Source organism: Thalassotalea crassostreae (assembly GCF_001831495.1).
GTDB lineage: Bacteria > Pseudomonadota > Gammaproteobacteria > Enterobacterales > Alteromonadaceae > Thalassotalea_A > Thalassotalea_A crassostreae.
Genome location: NZ_CP017689.1, coordinates 1,764,637 through 1,782,793 on the forward strand (window position 1 = coordinate 1,764,637; position 18,157 = coordinate 1,782,793).

General features: G+C 38.5%; 18 protein-coding genes. 9 read left to right on the top strand and 9 right to left on the bottom strand.

Features of this window, described 5'->3' with window-relative positions:
• Window positions 1–14 precede the first annotated feature (14 nt).
• Window positions 15–1,514, top strand: coding sequence for a hypothetical protein (locus LT090_RS07570; RefSeq protein WP_157726596.1), 1,500 nt, complete (start codon window positions 15–17; stop codon window positions 1,512–1,514).
• A 7-nt stretch (window positions 1,515–1,521) separates the two neighbouring features.
• Here LT090_RS07570 and LT090_RS07575 read toward each other — a convergent pair whose 3' ends face one another.
• Window positions 1,522–1,728, bottom strand: coding sequence for a hypothetical protein (locus tag LT090_RS07575; protein WP_068545324.1), 207 nt, complete (start codon window positions 1,726–1,728; stop codon window positions 1,522–1,524).
• Between the two features lie 171 nt (window positions 1,729–1,899).
• On the opposite strand from LT090_RS07575, the gene LT090_RS07580 reads away from it, so the two are divergent.
• Window positions 1,900–3,600 carry a SufS family cysteine desulfurase gene (locus LT090_RS07580; protein WP_068545325.1) on the top strand — a complete coding sequence of 567 codons (1,701 nt, stop codon included), beginning with the start codon at window positions 1,900–1,902 and terminating at the stop codon, window positions 3,598–3,600.
• A gap of 17 nt (window positions 3,601–3,617) precedes the next feature.
• On the opposite strand, the gene LT090_RS07585 is transcribed toward LT090_RS07580, so the two are convergent.
• Window positions 3,618–4,121 carry a lactoylglutathione lyase family protein gene (locus LT090_RS07585; RefSeq protein WP_068545326.1) on the bottom strand — a complete coding sequence of 168 codons (504 nt, stop codon included), beginning with the start codon at window positions 4,119–4,121 and terminating at the stop codon, window positions 3,618–3,620.
• Between the two features lie 109 nt (window positions 4,122–4,230).
• Between LT090_RS07585 and LT090_RS07590 the strand changes: the two genes are divergently transcribed.
• Window positions 4,231–5,127, top strand: a complete 897-nt coding sequence (locus tag LT090_RS07590; RefSeq protein ID WP_068545327.1) for a LysR family transcriptional regulator — start codon at window positions 4,231–4,233, stop codon at window positions 5,125–5,127.
• A gap of 86 nt (window positions 5,128–5,213) precedes the next feature.
• On the opposite strand, the gene LT090_RS07595 is transcribed toward LT090_RS07590, so the two are convergent.
• The gene (locus LT090_RS07595; protein WP_068545328.1) at window positions 5,214–5,699 is read right to left on the bottom strand and encodes an acyl-CoA thioesterase; all 486 of its coding nucleotides are present in this window, start codon (window positions 5,697–5,699) and stop codon (window positions 5,214–5,216) included.
• 130 nt (window positions 5,700–5,829) lie between these two features.
• Between LT090_RS07595 and LT090_RS07600 the strand changes: the two genes are divergently transcribed.
• Window positions 5,830–6,330 (top strand): GNAT family N-acetyltransferase, encoded by a 501-nt coding sequence (locus LT090_RS07600; protein ID WP_068545329.1) that lies wholly within the window; start codon window positions 5,830–5,832, stop codon window positions 6,328–6,330.
• Window positions 6,331–6,355: 25 nt separating this feature from the next.
• Here LT090_RS07600 and LT090_RS07605 read toward each other — a convergent pair whose 3' ends face one another.
• Window positions 6,356–6,943, bottom strand: coding sequence for a HutD/Ves family protein (locus tag LT090_RS07605; RefSeq protein ID WP_068545330.1), 588 nt, complete (start codon window positions 6,941–6,943; stop codon window positions 6,356–6,358).
• A 150-nt stretch (window positions 6,944–7,093) separates the two neighbouring features.
• Here LT090_RS07605 and LT090_RS07610 point away from each other — a divergent pair, with 150 nt between their 5' ends.
• The 4 genes from LT090_RS07610 (at window position 7,094) to LT090_RS07625 (ending at window position 13,341) form a co-directional block, all read left to right on the top strand.
• On the top strand, window positions 7,094–9,025 hold the full coding sequence (locus tag LT090_RS07610; protein ID WP_068545331.1) for a RecQ family ATP-dependent DNA helicase: 1,932 nt from the start codon (window positions 7,094–7,096) through the stop codon (window positions 9,023–9,025).
• Between the two features lie 105 nt (window positions 9,026–9,130).
• Window positions 9,131–10,519: an ATP-dependent RNA helicase DbpA gene (gene dbpA / locus LT090_RS07615; protein WP_068545332.1), complete on the top strand. Its 1,389-nt coding sequence runs from the start codon at window positions 9,131–9,133 to the stop codon at window positions 10,517–10,519.
• A 176-nt stretch (window positions 10,520–10,695) separates the two neighbouring features.
• Window positions 10,696–11,889 carry an ISL3 family transposase gene (locus LT090_RS07620; protein WP_083318483.1) on the top strand — a complete coding sequence of 398 codons (1,194 nt, stop codon included), beginning with the start codon at window positions 10,696–10,698 and terminating at the stop codon, window positions 11,887–11,889.
• Between the two features lie 60 nt (window positions 11,890–11,949).
• Window positions 11,950–13,341 (top strand): amino acid permease, encoded by a 1,392-nt coding sequence (locus LT090_RS07625; protein WP_068547645.1) that lies wholly within the window; start codon window positions 11,950–11,952, stop codon window positions 13,339–13,341.
• Between the two features lie 17 nt (window positions 13,342–13,358).
• On the opposite strand, the gene LT090_RS07630 is transcribed toward LT090_RS07625, so the two are convergent.
• Complete coding sequence (locus LT090_RS07630) at window positions 13,359–14,441, bottom strand: aromatic ring-hydroxylating oxygenase subunit alpha (RefSeq protein ID WP_068547643.1); 1,083 nt, start codon at window positions 14,439–14,441, stop codon at window positions 13,359–13,361.
• 209 nt (window positions 14,442–14,650) lie between these two features.
• Between LT090_RS07630 and LT090_RS07635 the strand changes: the two genes are divergently transcribed.
• Window positions 14,651–15,652: a hypothetical protein gene (locus LT090_RS07635; RefSeq protein ID WP_068547641.1), complete on the top strand. Its 1,002-nt coding sequence runs from the start codon at window positions 14,651–14,653 to the stop codon at window positions 15,650–15,652.
• Between the two features lie 79 nt (window positions 15,653–15,731).
• On the opposite strand, the gene LT090_RS07640 is transcribed toward LT090_RS07635, so the two are convergent.
• Genes LT090_RS07640 through LT090_RS07655 form a run of 4 tightly spaced genes read right to left on the bottom strand, consistent with a single transcriptional unit; the run spans window position 15,732 to window position 18,103 of the window.
• Window positions 15,732–15,929 (bottom strand): DUF2897 family protein, encoded by a 198-nt coding sequence (locus tag LT090_RS07640; protein WP_068547639.1) that lies wholly within the window; start codon window positions 15,927–15,929, stop codon window positions 15,732–15,734.
• Complete coding sequence (locus LT090_RS07645) at window positions 15,930–16,604, bottom strand: M15 family metallopeptidase (RefSeq protein ID WP_068547638.1); 675 nt, start codon at window positions 16,602–16,604, stop codon at window positions 15,930–15,932. It lies immediately after the preceding gene.
• 18 nt (window positions 16,605–16,622) lie between these two features.
• Complete coding sequence (gene dapE / locus LT090_RS07650; RefSeq protein ID WP_068547636.1) at window positions 16,623–17,759, bottom strand: succinyl-diaminopimelate desuccinylase; 1,137 nt, start codon at window positions 17,757–17,759, stop codon at window positions 16,623–16,625.
• Window positions 17,756–18,103, bottom strand: a complete 348-nt coding sequence (locus tag LT090_RS07655; RefSeq protein ID WP_068547634.1) for an ArsC family reductase — start codon at window positions 18,101–18,103, stop codon at window positions 17,756–17,758. The genes dapE and LT090_RS07655 overlap by 4 nt, the downstream gene beginning before the upstream one ends.
• Window positions 18,104–18,157: the final 54 nt, after the last annotated feature.

The window sequence follows — 18,157 nt, forward strand, 5'->3', positions numbered from 1 at the left end:
TATTAGAACGTTAAGTGTTTCGTAATATTTTCATAATTATGCTGAGCTTGTTGTTATCAACAAGCTCTTTTTCTTTGCCTACGTTTTTAGAAACCAAATTTAATGCTCAAGATGTTTCTGCAATGGAAATTAGATGGGGTATTAAACTTCAGCTCAGTTCAGCACATCAATGGCGTCTAAAGCATAGTCAATATGGCAGTAAATATTGGATAGAAAGTGCTCGTTTTTTGGCAAGACGAAGTGGTGCTATTGCGTGGCAACTGGCTAATTACTATAAATTTGATGCTAAAAAACATCCTATCAGTCATCGAAATCATCTTTATTGGTTACAACGAGCTATTACTTTAAATGACGAAGATGCTTTGCTTTTTGAGGCCCATAGGTTATCCGCAATAAACGAGTATGAACAAGCAAGTTTACTGTTCAAGCGCATTGATCAACATACTGCATTGATTGAAAAAATATTATTTGAAATTAAGTTTGGCTATCTAAATAAAGCAAAGAAAAATTTATCAATGTTGTCCGAGCTAAATAGCAGTGTAGCGCAAACTGAACACGGCCAAATACTAGAACAGTTAAATCGCTATCAAGTTCTTACTCAGCGAAAAAACGTTTCATTGTTATCTGGAATAACACATTCAAATTGCCGTTATACGATACAGTTCTTTGCAAGCAATGTTGAAGACTTAGTACAAATCGAAGATAACTTAACGGAAATTTCTAAAAATCCATTCTTTAAGCAACAATTTTGTTTTACTACTCCTAAATATATAAACCCACGGTCGCTTGAATGCGATCACAATAGTAATGAACGCATTAATTGTAAGCAATTGGCTTTCAGCGATGTGGATATCGCTGACAACGTTCGTTATCTAGGCCTCGTCGCACCGTCTGGAGGGGCATACGTCGATCATGGTATGTTATTCATCGATAATAAAGATGATCGTTTGGTGATTGAGCATGAACTATTGCACTTGATTGGCTTTATCGACGAGTATTCTTTATCGCCGATTCATAGTGTGTGCCAAAGAGATGACAATACAGCATTGGCTAACAACATTGTAAAACTGGATATAGAGCGGTTAGTTAAACAAAATGGTAATGATAGTCATCGGTTAAGAAAGGCAATTTTAGATGTTTTACCATGGCGAGAGCAAATACAAAACACGACACCGTTAACACAAGTAGTAGATGGGCAGTTAGTGATAGGCACACCGGACAATTATAGAGAAAAAGTAGGAGTATATGCTGCACAAACATGCCGAGCTCAAAATATTAGAACATTTAAGCCGCAAATGTCGTCAACACAAATGCAATATTATGAAGAAAACTTGCCAGAAGTGTATCAACAATTAGCAGCTAAACAGGATTATTTGATGCCGTCGTATCACTATAACATTGCATTGAGATACAAATTAGCCATGCATGACATGGCATATGTTTGGAAAGATAAAGCAGTAACGTTTGAAAAAGACCATAAACGAATAGAACGGATAAAAAAGTTTTTATACTAGCTTTATTCTAGTCACCATTTAAGATAGTAGTACGTTCAAAGTGTGTGGTTTCGCTTTCTTTTTCCGATTGGAAAGCGTGTGTGTTATTTAGAACTCCAGCTGTTGGCCACATTGCTTTTCTATTTATATTGAGTCGAGATTTACTATTATCTACTAACTGAAGTTTATCTCGAGTTCCTTTTTCGTTATCAGAAAACCATGAAAATAATGTCATTATTAATCCTTTGTTAAGACCCCTTTATTTTACGGGTAACACTATTTATAGCTAAATCTCAGAAAAAAGCTAATGTTTAATTGAAATTAATTCACTTATTTATCTACATAAAAGCGCTATTACTGAGGTATAATCTTTTTAATTCATAATGTTAGAGTTTAAAAAGAGTTAATGAAAGACTTCGATATTTCCTCTTTGAGGAAGAAATTTCCGATATTACAAACACTTGTTGGCGGCCGCGAGCTTGTTTATTTTGATAATGCAGCGACCACACAAAAGTTAAACGTTATGATCGACTCATCATCTAAGTTTTATCAGCAAATTAATGCCAATGTGCATCGTTCATCGCATTATTTAAGTTCAAAAGCTACATCAAAATTTGAACGAGCTCGACAACAAGTACAGCAATTTATTAATGCGAGAAACATAAAAGAAATTATTTGGACGAAAGGTTCAACAGACGCTATAAATTTAGTTGCTCAAAGTTTTTCGAGTCGCTTTATCTCAGCAGGTGACGAAATTGTGATATCAACTGCTGAGCATCACGCCAATATCGTGCCATGGCAACAAATCGCTCAAGCTTATAAAGCAAAGTTAGTTGTTTTACCGCTGACTCAAACCGGTATTATTGATGTTGAACAAGCAAAATTATTAATCACCAATCGATGTAAAATCGTTGCGATTAACCATATATCTAATGTCATCGGCAAGGTAAACCCAATCAAGCAAGTGATTAGCATTGCCAAGAAAAATGGTGCTAAAACCTTGATTGATGGTGCTCAAGCCGTTGCGCATGTGCAGATCGATGTTCAAGCCTTGGACTGTGATTTTTATATTTTTTCTGCACATAAGATGTACGGACCAACTGGCGTTGGCGTACTTTATGGCAAACAAGAATTACTTGAACAAATGCCACCGTATCAATTTGGCGGTGAAATGATCAAAAAGGTAAGTTTTGCAGCTACAACATTTAATGAATTACCATTTAAGTTTGAAGCCGGAACCCCCAATATTGCAGGCGTAGTGTCATTTTTGGCAGTTTTGGAATGGTTTAATCAAACGGATATGAAACCCATTTGGCATTGGGAACAGCAGTTAAATTTATATTTATTTCAACAATTACAATCCTTACAACATGTTCAATTCTTGGTTGATGATTGTTCTGATATTCCGTTGTTTTCATTCACACTCAAGAATTCACATCATCAAGATTGTGCCACTTTTCTTGATAGCAAAGGTATTGCAGTAAGAAGTGGACATCATTGCGCCATGCCGTTATTAGAAAGTCTTAACCTTGATGGTTCGATTCGAGTATCAGCAACGGCTTATAATACATTTGAAGAAATAGATTATTTTATCAAACAACTCACCTTGTTTTGCCAAGGGGAGAGCGCTGATAACCATGCTAATGCCGCTAGTGTCAATGAGAGCACGGTTAGTTCTGTCGCCGAATCTACCTTTGTAACTAGCGAAGAGATCCTTAACAAGTTTGCTAAAGCAAAATCTTGGGACTTAAAACATCGTGAAATCATGTTATTGAGTAAGCTATTACCTAGATTGTCGAAAGAACAACGCGATGATGACGATTTAATCAGTGGTTGTGAGTCAAAGGCTTGGATCCAAACTCAGAAAAACAATGACAATTTATCTTTTATTGCAGATAGTGATGCCAAAGTTATTCGTGGATTGATGGTAATAATATTATCTATCTATCAAGGTAGAACTGCTGAGCAAATTTTAAGCTTTGATATTGACAGCTATTTTCAACAATTAGGTTTGATGCAGCATTTAAGCCCATCGAGAGGGAATGGAGTGATGGCTATTGTCAATAAAATTCAACAAATCGCCACCACTGAAGCTAGTTTAAATTAAGATACATCTGTTCTAAATTAACCTGTGTATGCACCGCTAGCATAGTGCAATTCATAAGAATGACTATATATTTCCAGTATATTGCCAAACGGGTCTTCCATGTAAATCATTCGGTATGGCTTTTCGCCAGGATAGTAATAACGTGGTTTTTTCATTCTGTACTTACCGCCAGCGGCTACGATTTTTTCTGCAAGATCTTCAACATTAGGATCTTGTACACAAAAATGGAATATACCTGTTTTCCAATATTCGAAATTGTCTTCGGGATTTTCTTGGTTCTTAAATTCAAATAATTCAACGCCGATTCGATCTCCAGTTGATAAATGCGCAATTCTAAAGTGTTCCCAACCAGCGCCGAAAACATCGGTACACATTTCTCCGATAGCACTGTCATCTTCTGTAATGACGGTAGGTTGCATAATTAAGTACCAGCCTAATACTTCAGTATAAAATTTTACCGCCTTCTCTAAGTCGGGAACCGATATACCTATATGGGAAAATGTACGAGGATATGGGGTCATTGTGTATTCCTTTTTGGGTTATTTTAAGTGCTATCATTTTGAATGTTTATTTATTAAACTTTATAAAAATGATAATTATTTGTTATAGGATTAACAGTTATGAGAGCTTATGAATTCTAACCTGTCTATTAATCATGTTTGGCTAAACACCTATTTAAGGCTAGTCGAAACAGGGCATTTTACCAAAACAGCTGAGTCGTTATATATGACTCAGCCTGGCGTGTCGCAGCACATTAAAAAATTGGAACAACAACTTAGCGTTGTTTTGTTACAGCGTATTGGTAAAAGATTTGAATTAACGGAAGCGGGTACCAAGTTATATCAGCATGGAAAGCAGCTAGCTAAAATCGAGTCAGAAACTCTTAGTTCATTGCAAACAGATAGCGAAACGGAAGGGGAATGTAAAATATCCTGTTCGGGTTCGCTTGCTATGCTTATCTATAAAGACTGTTTAGCTAGACAAGCTAAACATAGCGGCCTTAGGTTTAGTGTTCGAGCGCAACCTAATCATGCTATTACACAGCAAATTCTTAATAATGAGATTGACCTTGGTATTGTTACCCAGAAACATGATGAAACTGAGCTTGTTTATGAGGAAGTTGGCAAAGAGCAGCTACGATTAGTATTGCCTAAATCACAGCGTGAAAACGTCGATTACGACGCATTAGCACATTTGGGATTTATCAATCACCCTGATGGCCATCATTACGCATCAAGAGTACTCGCGGCAAATTTTAGTGAACAGTTTTCGACGATGGAGCAAATTAAAGAAAAGGGCTTTATTAATCAGTTAACGCAAATTTTGGAGCCAGTGGTGTTAGGTCTAGGCTTTACCGTTTTACCAGAGTATGCAGTAAGCCAATTTGCAGCTACCGATAAATTAACCATAGCGAAATTATCTAACCCGATCATTGATAAACTCTATGTGGTATACAAACAACATAGGAAATTGCCAGTTCGTTATCACTGGTTTATTGATTTAGTAAAACAGAAAACACAGAATTAGTTATGTGTTTTCTGTCGCTAGATAAAGAATTATGTTGTTTAGCTGCAACGACAACTAATAACAAAATTGAGTAAAAAACAAATTAGCTATTTATTCTTAGGAATATAAATTTGCATCTCTTCGCTGATCTGCTTGCGCATTTCCATTAATTTTATCGCTGTTTGATGTTGCTTTTTATCTTCATCGGTTTCAGGTACCCATTGCGGTATATTTATTGGATGACCACTTTCATCAACTGCAACCATAATCACTATGCAGTGAGTGGTATGACGTCTATTGAGCGATTTAGGATCACAAGCATTAACTTCAATTGCAACGTGCATTGACGATTTTCCTGTGTAAATAACTTTTGCCGACACTTCTACTAAGTTGCCGACATGGATCGGCGCGACAAATTGAATCCCACCAGCATAAGCGGTGACACAGTAACGACCACTCCAACCAGCTGAACAAGCATAAGCGGCTAAATCGATCCATTTCATAACCGCTCCACCATGTACTTTACCACCAAAATTAACATCTTGCGGCTCGGCTAAAAATCTTAACGTGACATCGCGTTTTGGTTCGCTCATTTTTCGACCTTATCTTTCAATTATTGTTCGTAGATTTGTAAAACAATTGATTATTTTTTACATGTATCGACAATACCATATAATTAGAGTGATGAAACAAATGATTAACATAAATAAGTAAATAAATTATATGAAAATACGAAATGAAAAAATAGATGAACATCAGCAAATTTTTGATGTTATTGAACAAGCATTTATTGGTCATCCATTTTCCGATAATAAAGAACAGTTTATCGTTGATAAATTACGAAAAGATGATGGGTTAACGGTCTCCTTAGTGGCAGTCGAAGATAATAATATTGTTGGTCATATTGCTTTTTCAAAAGTACTTGTCGACGGTCAGGATAAGCAGTATTTTGGATTAGCGCCGGTAACTGTGTTGCCATCAAAGCAAGGACGAGGGATTGGTAAAGCATTGATCGAAGCAGGGTTAGAAAGGATAAAGAGTATTGGCGGCCGTACAGTTGTATTGCTTGGTGAGCCCGAATATTACCAACGTTTTGGTTTTAGAAACTATGCAGAATTGATACTTGAAGGTGTTCCTGCACAATATTTTATGGCGCTTAACTTAAACGGCGAAAACGTTAGTGAGTTCGGTGTGGTCACTTATCACCCAGCTTTCTCAGGCTAATTACGTTAGCTGTTTAATTAAAGTACTAAAGTATTAAAGTCAATTGCACAACAATAGCGCTTGTCGCTTTAAGTTGAAATTGATTACTTTTTACGTTGCTTAACTTTACTAGGTGATGCTTAGTTATTTTACTGCTTGTTTGGTCGTTCAAATTCACTAGTTCAATATCATCAACAGCGTAAATAAAGCATATATCACAAACTTTGATTTCAACATTGATAAAACGATCAATACTATAAATGTCACCGTGATACTTAGTTGGATTATGCATGACATTAAAATCGGTAATGGTGCCGTCAACTAAAATACCGTCAGTGCGTAAACCGCCATCGAACTTTGCCACACTAAGTAATTTTACTAACCGATCTTCAGTATTATTTTTAGACACCGGATGTTGATGTTTTAGCACGATGCCATTGCCCGATAATAGAAATAAGTTTCTTTGTAAGTTATTGAAATTAGAGAACAAGCCGTTTTCGCTAACCGTAGCAATACTTAAACGGTAACTAAACTCTGCCAAACTTGAGTTATCGCTTATGGCGAGTTCGATGGTTTCGCCCTTGCCATTTTTCCATGGACTGGCGGTATATTGTTGCGGTGAAATTATTTGCATCAAGTTTATTAATAATGTGGAGAGTTTTGTGGCAATATACTACCTTAACACGCCCTAAATTTCACTTTTATAATCTCCAAACGGGTCAATTGCAAAGTCGGTATCTTATTACATACTTAATGTGTTAACGGATTAACGATAGGTAGGCATATGAATACATCTTTACAGCTTCTAAAATCTTATTTTGGATTTAACGAATTTCGTCAGGGTCAACAGCAGGTTGTTGATACCATCTTATCAGGCAGCAGCAGTGCAGCGATATTTCCAACTGGCTCTGGTAAGTCATTATGTTATCAGTTATCGGCTATTGCCTTACCTAATCTCACACTTGTGGTGTCGCCCTTATTGGCGTTAATGCAAGATCAATTGCAGTTTCTAAAAAACAAAGGCATTGCCGCGGCAAGCATTGATTCTAGTCAGTCGCGAGAGCAAGGTCAGCAAGTGATGCAAGACGTTCGCGATGGCCGTATTAAAATATTAATGATATCTGTAGAGCGATTAAATAATGAACGCTTTCGACAATTCTTACAAGGCATTGAAATTTCATTGTTGGTTGTTGACGAAGCTCATTGTATATCTGAATGGGGGCACAACTTTAGACCTGATTACCTAAAATTACCGAGTTATCAAAAGCAATTTAATATCCATCAAACCTTATTACTTACTGCCACGGCTACTGAACAAGTTATTGAGGATATGGGCAGAAAATTTGCTATTGCCAAGGAAAACATAGTTACCACAGGATTTTACCGCGCCAACCTAAATTTGGCTGTTACCGGTATTCGCAGTGAAGCTAAAGTGAATTTTCTTAGCCAATGGTTGCAGCCCAAACAAGGTTTATCAGGGATCGTTTATGTAACCTTACAAAAAACTGCTGAGCAAGTTGCACAACAATTATCAGAGCAAGGATTAAACGTAAGTGCATATCATGCAGGTATGGATAGTGACATTAGAGCCTCGATACAACAACGGTTTATGAGCGGACAAATTAATATCATAGTCGCGACTATTGCCTTTGGAATGGGCGTCGATAAAAGTGATATTCGTTTTGTTGTTCATTTTGATCTTCCTAAGTCGATAGAGAACTATGCGCAGGAAATCGGCCGTGCAGGGCGCGATGGCGACGCTGCTGATTGCTTAGTATTAGCTAATGGCGATAATTTGAATGTGTTGGAAAACTTTGTTTATGGTGACACGCCAGAGCCACAGGCGATTGCTTATGTGCTCAATGAGGTGACTAATCAAGCTAGCACTAATCAGGGGCAATTTGAAGTAATGCTAAACGCGTTATCAAGGGATTCTAATATTCGAATCTTGACCTTAAAAACGCTGTTAGTTTATCTAGAATTAGTTGGCTTAGTAAAGCCTGCATACAGTTATTATGCCGATTATAAGTTTAAGTTACAGCGCAGCGAGACAGAGCTAATCGACACCTTTAGCGGTGAACGTCAGCAGTTTGTTCGAGCGTTATTAAATTCTTCTGATAAAGCCAAAATTTGGTATAGCATTAATTTTGATAGACTCAATGAACATTACCCAAGCGAGCGCTCCCGAGTCATTGCTGCCATAGAATACTTTGAGCAACAAGGGTATATCGAATTACAAACCAAGCAGATGACCGAAGTATTTAAGGTCAATCGTGGACAGCATGATCAAGCACAATTAAGTGAACGCATTTATCGTCGCTTTATTGACAAAGAACAAAGTGAAATCGATCGTATTCATCGATTACTGAACTTTTTTACCAGTGATCAGTGTTTGACTAAGCAGATGGCAGAGTACTTTGCCGACTATCAATTACAACAAAGTTGCGCCCATTGTTCGGTATGTCAAGGCGAAGTAGCAAGAATGCCCGCTGTACCAATGCTTGTTGAGTTAACTAATTTCAATTTCAATGAAGTGTGTTTGCCAATCAATGAAAAACTAGGCGAACATAGCTCTGCTATCATGATCGCTAGATTCTTATGTGGCCTGACTACGCCATTATTTACCCGTTTGAAAGTTCGCCAAGTGCCAGGTTTTGCACGATTTGAACACTATCGCTATAGCGATGTACTAGCTTGGGTCGATTCACATCGCTGATTAAAATGTTAAATAAGTAGTAATATCATCGTTTTGCACTAGATTTAATGCTATCAGTTTGAAACAATGCGCGCGTTTTTCGTCATTACCTAAAAGGATATCCTCTTGCAAACCACTAAGTTTTCTACCTTAGATTTTAAGCCTGAACTATTACATACCTTAGATTCTCTTGGCTACCATGATATGACAGCGATCCAACAGGATAGTTTGCCAGAGATAATTAACGGCAAAGACGTCATCGGCCAAGGTAAAACTGGCTCAGGAAAAACGGCAACCTTCGGTTTAGGCTTATTGCAAAAACTCAACGTAAAACGATTTCGTGTGCAATCGTTAGTCTTGTGTCCAACTCGTGAGTTGGCCGACCAAGTAGCAAAAGAAATTCGCACACTTGCCCGTGGCATTCATAATATTAAGGTACTGACGCTTACCGGTGGAGCGCCGGTTGGCCCGCAAATTGGCTCACTAGAACATGGCGCTCACATCATTGTTGGCACGCCAGGTAGAATTGAAGAGCATTTAGAAAAGGGCAGACTTAATTTAGAAGAACTTAATATGCTAGTGCTTGATGAAGCCGACCGTATGTTAGAGATGGGCTTTCAAAAATCGATAGATAATATCGTATTCTTTACTCCTAAAGACAGACAAACATTACTATTTAGCGCGACATATCCTGCAAAGATTCAACAGATATCACAACGTATTATGCGTGATCCTGTGATGGTAAAAGTGGAATCAACTCACGATCACTCGACCATTACTCAGCATTTCTTCAAAGTTGATGACAATGATGAACGATTAATGGCATTACGGTTATTATTACTGGAAAAAGAGCCTTCGTCTTGTGTCGTGTTTTGTAACACCAAGAAAGAAACTCAAAGTGTTGCCGATAAGCTAATAAATTATGGTTTTGATGCTATTGCTTTACATGGTGACTTAGACCAACGTGAGCGCGATCAAGCGCTTATTTGTTTTGCCAATAAAAGCATAACCGTGTTAGTTGCTACTGATGTCGCAGCCCGTGGTTTAGATATTGACGATTTAGATATGGTGGTAAATTATCATATTGCGCTAGACACTGAAGTGCACGTGCATCGAATCGGCCGTACTGGTCGAGCTGGCGCTAAAGGTTATGCCTGCTCATTACACAATGACAGTGAAGGCTACAAGATTGCACTTCTTGAAGATTATTTAGAGCAAACGATCGTTAATGAAGCCTTACCTGATATGAGCGTTTTAAGCAAAAAACCAGTGTCAGCACCTATGACCACTATTCAAATTGATGGTGGTAAAAAGCAAAAGCTACGACCAGGTGATATTCTTGGCGCACTAACATCAGAAAATGGTGTGGCAGGTAAAGACGTAGGTAAAATGAAAGTTACTGCGATTCGCTCGTATGTGGCGGTAAATAGTAAAGTATTAAAAACTGCATTGAGAAAATTAGAACGCGGCAAGATGAAAGGTAAGTCTTTTAGAGCTCGGGTGATACGTTTATAGCGAAAAACAAATGAAGTAGCCAATACATAGAAAGCGGCATGGTGAATTATATTCGCCATGCCGCTTTTTTATGGTTCATCGCATATTAGCGGGAAATAAAAAATAGTTGAAAAAAAAACGGTGTAAGTTGTAAAGTTTTAATCGCCAAACCAAAACTAATAACAAACACCGTTTCTATGACCGATTTTACTTTCTTATCTCAATTCTGGGAAGGGTTTAATGTAACCCAAACTCAAAAAACTGATTCACTTGTCACTTTTACCCTTGAACCAAGCTCGGACGGACGTTGTCATTGCGGGCTTAAATGTAATTCCGTTCATGATTCAACCTGGCGAACGATTAATGATGCCAACTTTCTTAATCATCGAGTGAGACTTAACGTACTTACTCGTCGCATAAATTGTCCTCAATGTGGCGTTATCACTGAAGAAATTCAATGGCTAGAGCCTCATTCTCGGATGACCGCCAGACTAAGAAATTATGTAGAAGGCTTGCTTAGAGTATTACCAATCAAGCATATCTCTCAGCACACAGGCCTACATTGGCATACGATAAAAGAAATCGATAAACGACGATTAGCTAGAGAGGTTAAGGGGCCTGACTGGTCATCCATCACGAAGCTGGTCATGGATGAGTTCGCAGTTTTCAAAGGTCATCGCTACGCAACCGTTATTGTGGACGCTGACACATATCAAGTGTTGTGGATTGGTGAAGGGCGTAGCCGCAAACAAATTAGGCCCTTTTTTGAAATGCTTGGCGAGCATTGCAAAAACATTGAAGCAGTCGCGATGGATATGAATACAGCCTTTGATTTGGAGGTTCAACAGCACTGTCCCAACGCTACGATAGTCTATGACCTATTTCATGTTGTGGCGAAGTATGGCCGAGAAGTCATCGACAGGGTTCGTATTGACCAAGCCAATAAGCTCAAGCATGACAAGAAAGCGAGAAAATGGGTAAAACGCTCTCGCTGGGTATTACTTAAAAACAGAGAGAATCTAACGGCTGGACAAGAAAACCATCTAGATACCTTATTAGCTATGAACAAAGACCTGATGACAGCGTACATTCTTGGTGAACAACTCAAAGAGCTATGGTATTGCGAATCAATTGAACAGTCACAAAGCCTATGGGAAGTATGGTGGCAGCAAGTTCAGGATAGCAAGCTCAAACCACTGTTAGACTTTGCTCGCAAACTAAAGCCATACATTCATGGCATTGTTTCATCTGCTAAATATCGATTAAACACCTGCACACTTGAAGGTATGAATAATAAAATCAAACTAATAAAAAGGATGGCCTATGGATATCGAGATTCAGAATACTTTTTCTTAAAGATAAAAGCTGCATTTCCCGGTAAGGCGCGATGAACCTTTTTTATTGCTAGTGTAAATGTACAATAAATATACTAAGCAATAGTTTCCGGCTTTATGTCAAAAAATTCAGAGTTCATTTCAAATACTTCAAACAATGCTAAAACTAGAGCATCTAAAATTGCTAAAAAGCCATTAGGGCTGTTGGCGGCAACTTCCTTAGTTACCGGAAATATGATTGGTAGTGGCATATTTTTGTTACCTGCGTCATTGGCATTATACGGTGGAGTAAGCCTTTGGGGCTGGGCTGTTTCGGCTATTGGCGCTATTGCTTTAGCCTATATGTTTGCTAACTTAGCCGGAAAAATTAAAGGGTCTGGCGGGCCTTACATCTACTCACAAGCCATGTTTGGGGATTTTATTGGTTTTCTGGTTGCGTGGGGCTATTGGATCTGTGTGTTTACTGCTAATGCTGCTATCGCGATCGCTTTGGTAAGCTATTTGTCGGTGTTTATTCCAATGCTAAGCGAAAGCAATGTACTAGCAGCAACAGTGACAATAGGGTTTGTTTGGTTTTTAGTGTTGATCAACTTACAAGGAGTTAAGGCTGCTGGCAATGTACAAGTTGTCAGTACGTTACTTAAAGTCATACCGATGTTTATCATCGTCATAGTGGCACTGTTTTATATAAATGTGTCACACTTTACGCCTTTTAATTTAAGTGCAGAGTCAGATCTGTCTGCTATTTCTTCGACAGCAGTTTTAACGCTTTGGGCGTTTTTAGGAATGGAATCTGCCAACAATGCTGCCGGCGAAGTTGATGAGCCTGAAACCAATGTACCTAAAGCTGCAGTGTATGGCACATTAATCGCTGCATCGTTATATATCCCAGGAACGATAGCGATTTTTGGATTAATAGAACCCAGCGTTTTAGCACAATCTAATGCACCATTTGCAGATGCTGCAGCAATTCTTTGGGGGGATTGGGCATATTATGCGGTTGCCGCAGTTGCTGTTATCTCATGTTTTGGCGCACTTAATGGCTGGACTTTATGTGTTGGCCAAATTGCGATGTCTGCCTCTAAAGGTGGGCTGTTTCCCAAAGTGTTTTCAGAACGTTCTAAAAACGGTGTGCCAGCAAAAGGTGTGGTTATTTCCTCATTTTTAGTCTCTGTATTGGTATTGATGAATTTTAACCAAAAAATGACTGAACAATTTACGTTTATCATACTTCTATCAACGTTAGCCTCAGTCTTTCCTTATCTGATATGTTCATTCGCGAACATAAAGTTATTAAAAATTCAGGCGGTAAAAATTTCTGTGATCGATATGGTGGTCGCGTTTATTGCAACGGTATATTCATCATGGATTATTTTGAATATGGGCGCAGAAACATTGTTCTGGGGCACAACTTTAATGCTAATCGGCATTCCGCTCTACGCTTATGAAAAACGAAAAACGAAAAACGAAAAACGAAAAATGAGAGCTAATTCAGCAGCGAAATTATAGCGATAGCTGCAGGTATACTAGCTGCTTAAATCTGTGAACAGTAATTTGTGAAAAAGGTGTTCACCAGCTTCTTTTTCAACCGACAATCGACCAGTATCATAACCTTTTGATGCTAAACCTCGTTGCACTGATTCACATACATAGGTATCTTCATCTTGAATTTTATTGGCGACCGTTACACTGTTATCTCTAAATTCGGCGGTAAACTTAGGGTTACTGTTGTCAAAAAAATAGTCAAAAATAACCACACATTTATCGACGCTGATCGGTTCAACAATCATAATCCCCATAATACCGTCATATAAATTCAGCATTAAGTTTGGATATTGCCAGTAATAACGAGCGGTACCTGTGCGAACGTTAGAGAATTCGTTATCTCTTTTTTTGGTTGGGCAAGATTGCAGACAAAACCTATCTTTAGTTTCGATTTTATACAATTTGCCATCAAGAGCACTGTTTAAACCTTTATGTAGGATCGGCACGTGATAACCACCATCAAGATAATTATCGACATAGACTTTCCAATTGCAGTTTAACTGGTAACTCACGCGTTGGTGAAAGCTCATTGATTCCGGTTGTAATGCACTGATTTCGCTATTTAGACTGCCTAAGAATTCTGTTAATGATGGTGCATTGTCGTTAAGACAAACAAATACCCACTTTTGCCACACTTCGCATCTTACTTCGATTAAACCGTTTTCACTTTTATTGAAATTTTCAACACCATCAAATTTGGGGGTTGAACAGAGATTGCCATTTAGTTTGTAGCTCCAAGCATGATAAGGACAGGTAAGGGCGCGAGTACAGCCAGTGCCTGTTTCCATAACTTGTGCACCGTGATGACGACAGACATTGTAAAAAGCTTTTATCGATTCGCCTTTTACCAGCACTATTGGTTGTTTGGCGATTTCGGTAGCAACATAGTCGCCGTTTTTGGCTAACTGGTCGATACGAGCAGCAATTAGCCAGTTATTGCTAAACACGGTATCTATCTCAAGTTTTGCTATCTCTGGCTCGGTATACCATAGGCTAGGTGGGGTTGACGCTTTTGACAGAGGATTAGTTGGGTCATACTGAGCAATAACTTTTTTGATATCCATACTTTTCTCTTTATTTTTATTTTAAGAGCAGCAATTATTTAGCAATAACATTATTCATAACACTAAATGTAAATTTAATCTAACTTCTAATCAATTATCGTAAAGTTAGATAATTGAACAAGTGTAATAATTTATGTCTGTTTCACCTAATAACACATTGATATGCTAAGTTTAATCAAGAGAACGTTAATTTGAACGAGTAATAGAACATGTATAGCAATGAAGATTTAGACAATGCAGTGGAAAAAGGCATTTTCAGTAAGCAGTCGGTTGATGATTTTCGTCAGTATATTTCTAGTACTAAAAACTCACCAATTGTAGATGAAGAAAATTTTAGACTGATTTCTGGCTTTAACGATATTTTCGTCGTTATCGCTTGTGGTTTGCTATTGATTTCTGCTTTATGGGTATTAAATGGCCTTGGACCGGCGTTATCTACCATAATATTTACCGCGATTTCTTGGGGCTTAGCTGAGTTTTTTGTCCGTCAACGTAAAATGGCATTACCCGCTATAGTACTGTTATTAACATTTGTCGGTGGTACATTTGCTAGCACAATATTTATGTTAACGTCAGCAAACCCTGAACCATGGGTAATAAGTTTAGCTGCTGGTGTATCTGCAATTGCTGCTTGGTTACATTGGCAACGTTTTCATGTGCCTATCACTGTCGCCGCAGGCGCAGCTTCTTTGATTGCTTTGATAATTGCCATTGTTCTATCCAACGTGCCTGCATCGATCACTTGGATTTGGACCCTAGCATTTGTTTTAGGTGTTTGTACTTTTGCTTTTGCGATGTATTGGGATTCCTCGGATACAACGCGCACGACACGACGTTCTGATGTAGCATTTTGGCTTCATTTATTGTCTGCGCCGTTAATCATTCACCCGGTATTTTCTTCGCTTGGTATTTTCGACGGTAGTGCTACTGTTGGTGGTATGTCTCTGGTAATACTACTTTATTTGTTGATGACTATGATTTCGGTCGCGGTTGATAGACGTGCGTTTATGGTGTCGTCGTTAATTTATGTATTGTATGCGATCTCTAACCTATTAGAAGTATTTGGTGGATTAGATTACAGTTTTGCATTGACCGGAGTGATCATTGGTAGCGCCTTATTGATGTTATCAGCATTTTGGCATCGCAGTAGGGTATTGATGTTTAAAATTTTACCAACACCAGTTAAAAGTTACTTGCCAGTTGTTGGTTAAGCTAAAAGCAATTCACGATAGTCGTTAAGTGCTCGGATAGCTCTAACTATCTGACTTTATCTTTTGAAATGTAATTTGCCTATCGGTTTTCTTGACGTTGTTTTCGCTGTTTTTCCATTTGTTCCTTACGGCGGTCGCCAGAGCGAGGTAGTGTCTCTTCCAAATCATTTAAACTTTTACGGCGCATCGGGTGTGCGCTGCGTTTGAGCATTGATAAGTTACCAATAATTGCGCCAATTGCTAGAAATATAACAACGACAATGACCCAAGTTTCCATTTAAATACTTCCTACATTAATGATGTATTTACGATATATCTGTTCGAGGTTAGCGATTATATCATCTTTACATTCAATCTTGCTTGTACTTAAACACTCATTAATAACGTTTAGAGTTAATTGTTGTTCAAAATGCTTTGCAACAGGTTGATAAGAAAGATGCCAAGGCTCAGCTGCGACGCCACCTCGATAGCTATCATAGGGGCGGTAAAACCCATATTCTTGCATATTATTATCAAGCCATTTATTTAATTTATACAGCGGCCCACCTTGCTCATATTCCCAAGGCTCTAAAGCGAGTTCTTGCTTGCTGATAAGTTCTGGATCATAAACGTCAATATCACAGCCCCAATGATGGCGACTGCCGCCAGGCAATGCTGAGAATAACAATATTGCATCGAGCTTCTCAGCCACTGGTAAAGTCGCTAGTTCTACTGTTTGGTTATTGATATCGGTAACGGCTCTCGAGCCGTCCAGTTTACCGTTAAAGATAGCGAGCTGACGTTCGAAATTACGAAAGCCACTGACAATGGCTAATTTAAAACCGTCTTTCGCTGCGGCTTGGGTGAACTTCTCCCAAGCCGCAACCATATCCTTATGGATCCCCAACGCATCACTGAAGTAATGAATATGGTCATCACACTGTCCTGTTATTTGTTGAGCGGTTACTTTCATCTAAATTCACTCTAACGCTTAAGTCAGCATCTTTTTCAGAATGAGATAGTACATTTCGACTAAATCTTCTAAATCTTCGCAGTTAACACTTTCATTAACTTTATGGATAGTGGCATTCGTTGGACCAAGCTCAACGACTTGCGCTCCAGTTGGTGCGATAAAACGTCCGTCAGAAGTGCCTCCCGATGTTGATGGTACACAGGTCACGCCATTGGTTTCTTTTACTGCATCGACTACCGAAGACAGTAATAAACCTGGTTCAGTGATAAAAGGTTTGCCGTTAAAGGTCCATTTTATTTCATAATCAAGTTGGTGTTTGTCTAAAATAGAATAAACACGATCGATAATTATATCGTCGTTAATTTCAGTACTGTATCTTAGATTGAAAATTGCATGTAACTCGCCTGGTACGACATTTGTTGCGCCAGTACCTGAGTTAACATTGGACAATTGAAAACTTGTAGGCGGGAAGTAGTCGTTACCATTATCCCATAATTCTTGGCTAAGTTCGGCAAGTGCCGGCGCTGCCATGTGAATTGGATTTTTCACTAGGTGTGGGTAGGCAACATGACCTTGCACGCCATTAACGGTTAAATCTCCAGTAATGGAGCCTCGACGACCATTTTTGACAATGTCTCCGCATTTATTGGTGCTCGATGGCTCACCTACAATACACCAGTCAATTTTCTCATTTCGTGCTTCTAGAGTATCAATCACTCTTGTTGTACCGTTAATAAACGGACCTTCTTCATCTGAAGTTATTAGGTAAGCTATTGATCCCTTGTGGTCGGGATGATCTTCAACAAATCGTTCAGTAGCGACGACCATTGCAGCTAAAGAACCTTTCATATCAGCCGCACCGCGACCGTATAACCAGCCATCTTTAATCGTCGGTTCAAACGGTGGTGTCGACCACTTTTCTAATGGACCCGCAGGAACTACATCGGTATGGCCAGCAAAGCAAAATACCGGATGTTCAGTGCCTCTTCGTGCCCAAAGGTTAGTCGTATCTTCGAAAACCATTGATTCGAGTGTAAAGCCTGCTGTGTTTAAGCGATCACCCATTAATTGCTGACAACCTTCATCGAGTGGAGTGACAGACTTTCTTGAAATTAACTCTTTAGTTAATTCGATAACTGGACTTAAAGAACTCATGAGCTAAAAATCTCTTGATATTGTGCTGGCTTAAATCCAAGGTGTAATTGATCGTTAATAACAAGCAAAGGGCGCTTTAAAAGAGTAGGTTGTTCAAGTACAGAGTTATTCACTGATGCTTGAGTGAGATCGTTTTTAATCGATTCATCCAAACTACGGTATGTAGTGCTGCGTTTATTGATTAGTAATTCAATATTAGCGGCATCAAAAAATTTATTTAGTTGGTCTTGGCTTAAGCCATCTTTTCTTAAATCGTGGAAGGTGTAATCTATGTTTTCGTTTTCAAGCCATTTAAGTGCTTTTTTTACTGTGTCGCAATTATGTATGCCGTAAATCGTGGTCATTTTGTTACTCTATTACTGTCTTTGTTATGTTTTATAAGTTTAATAATTGTTGTA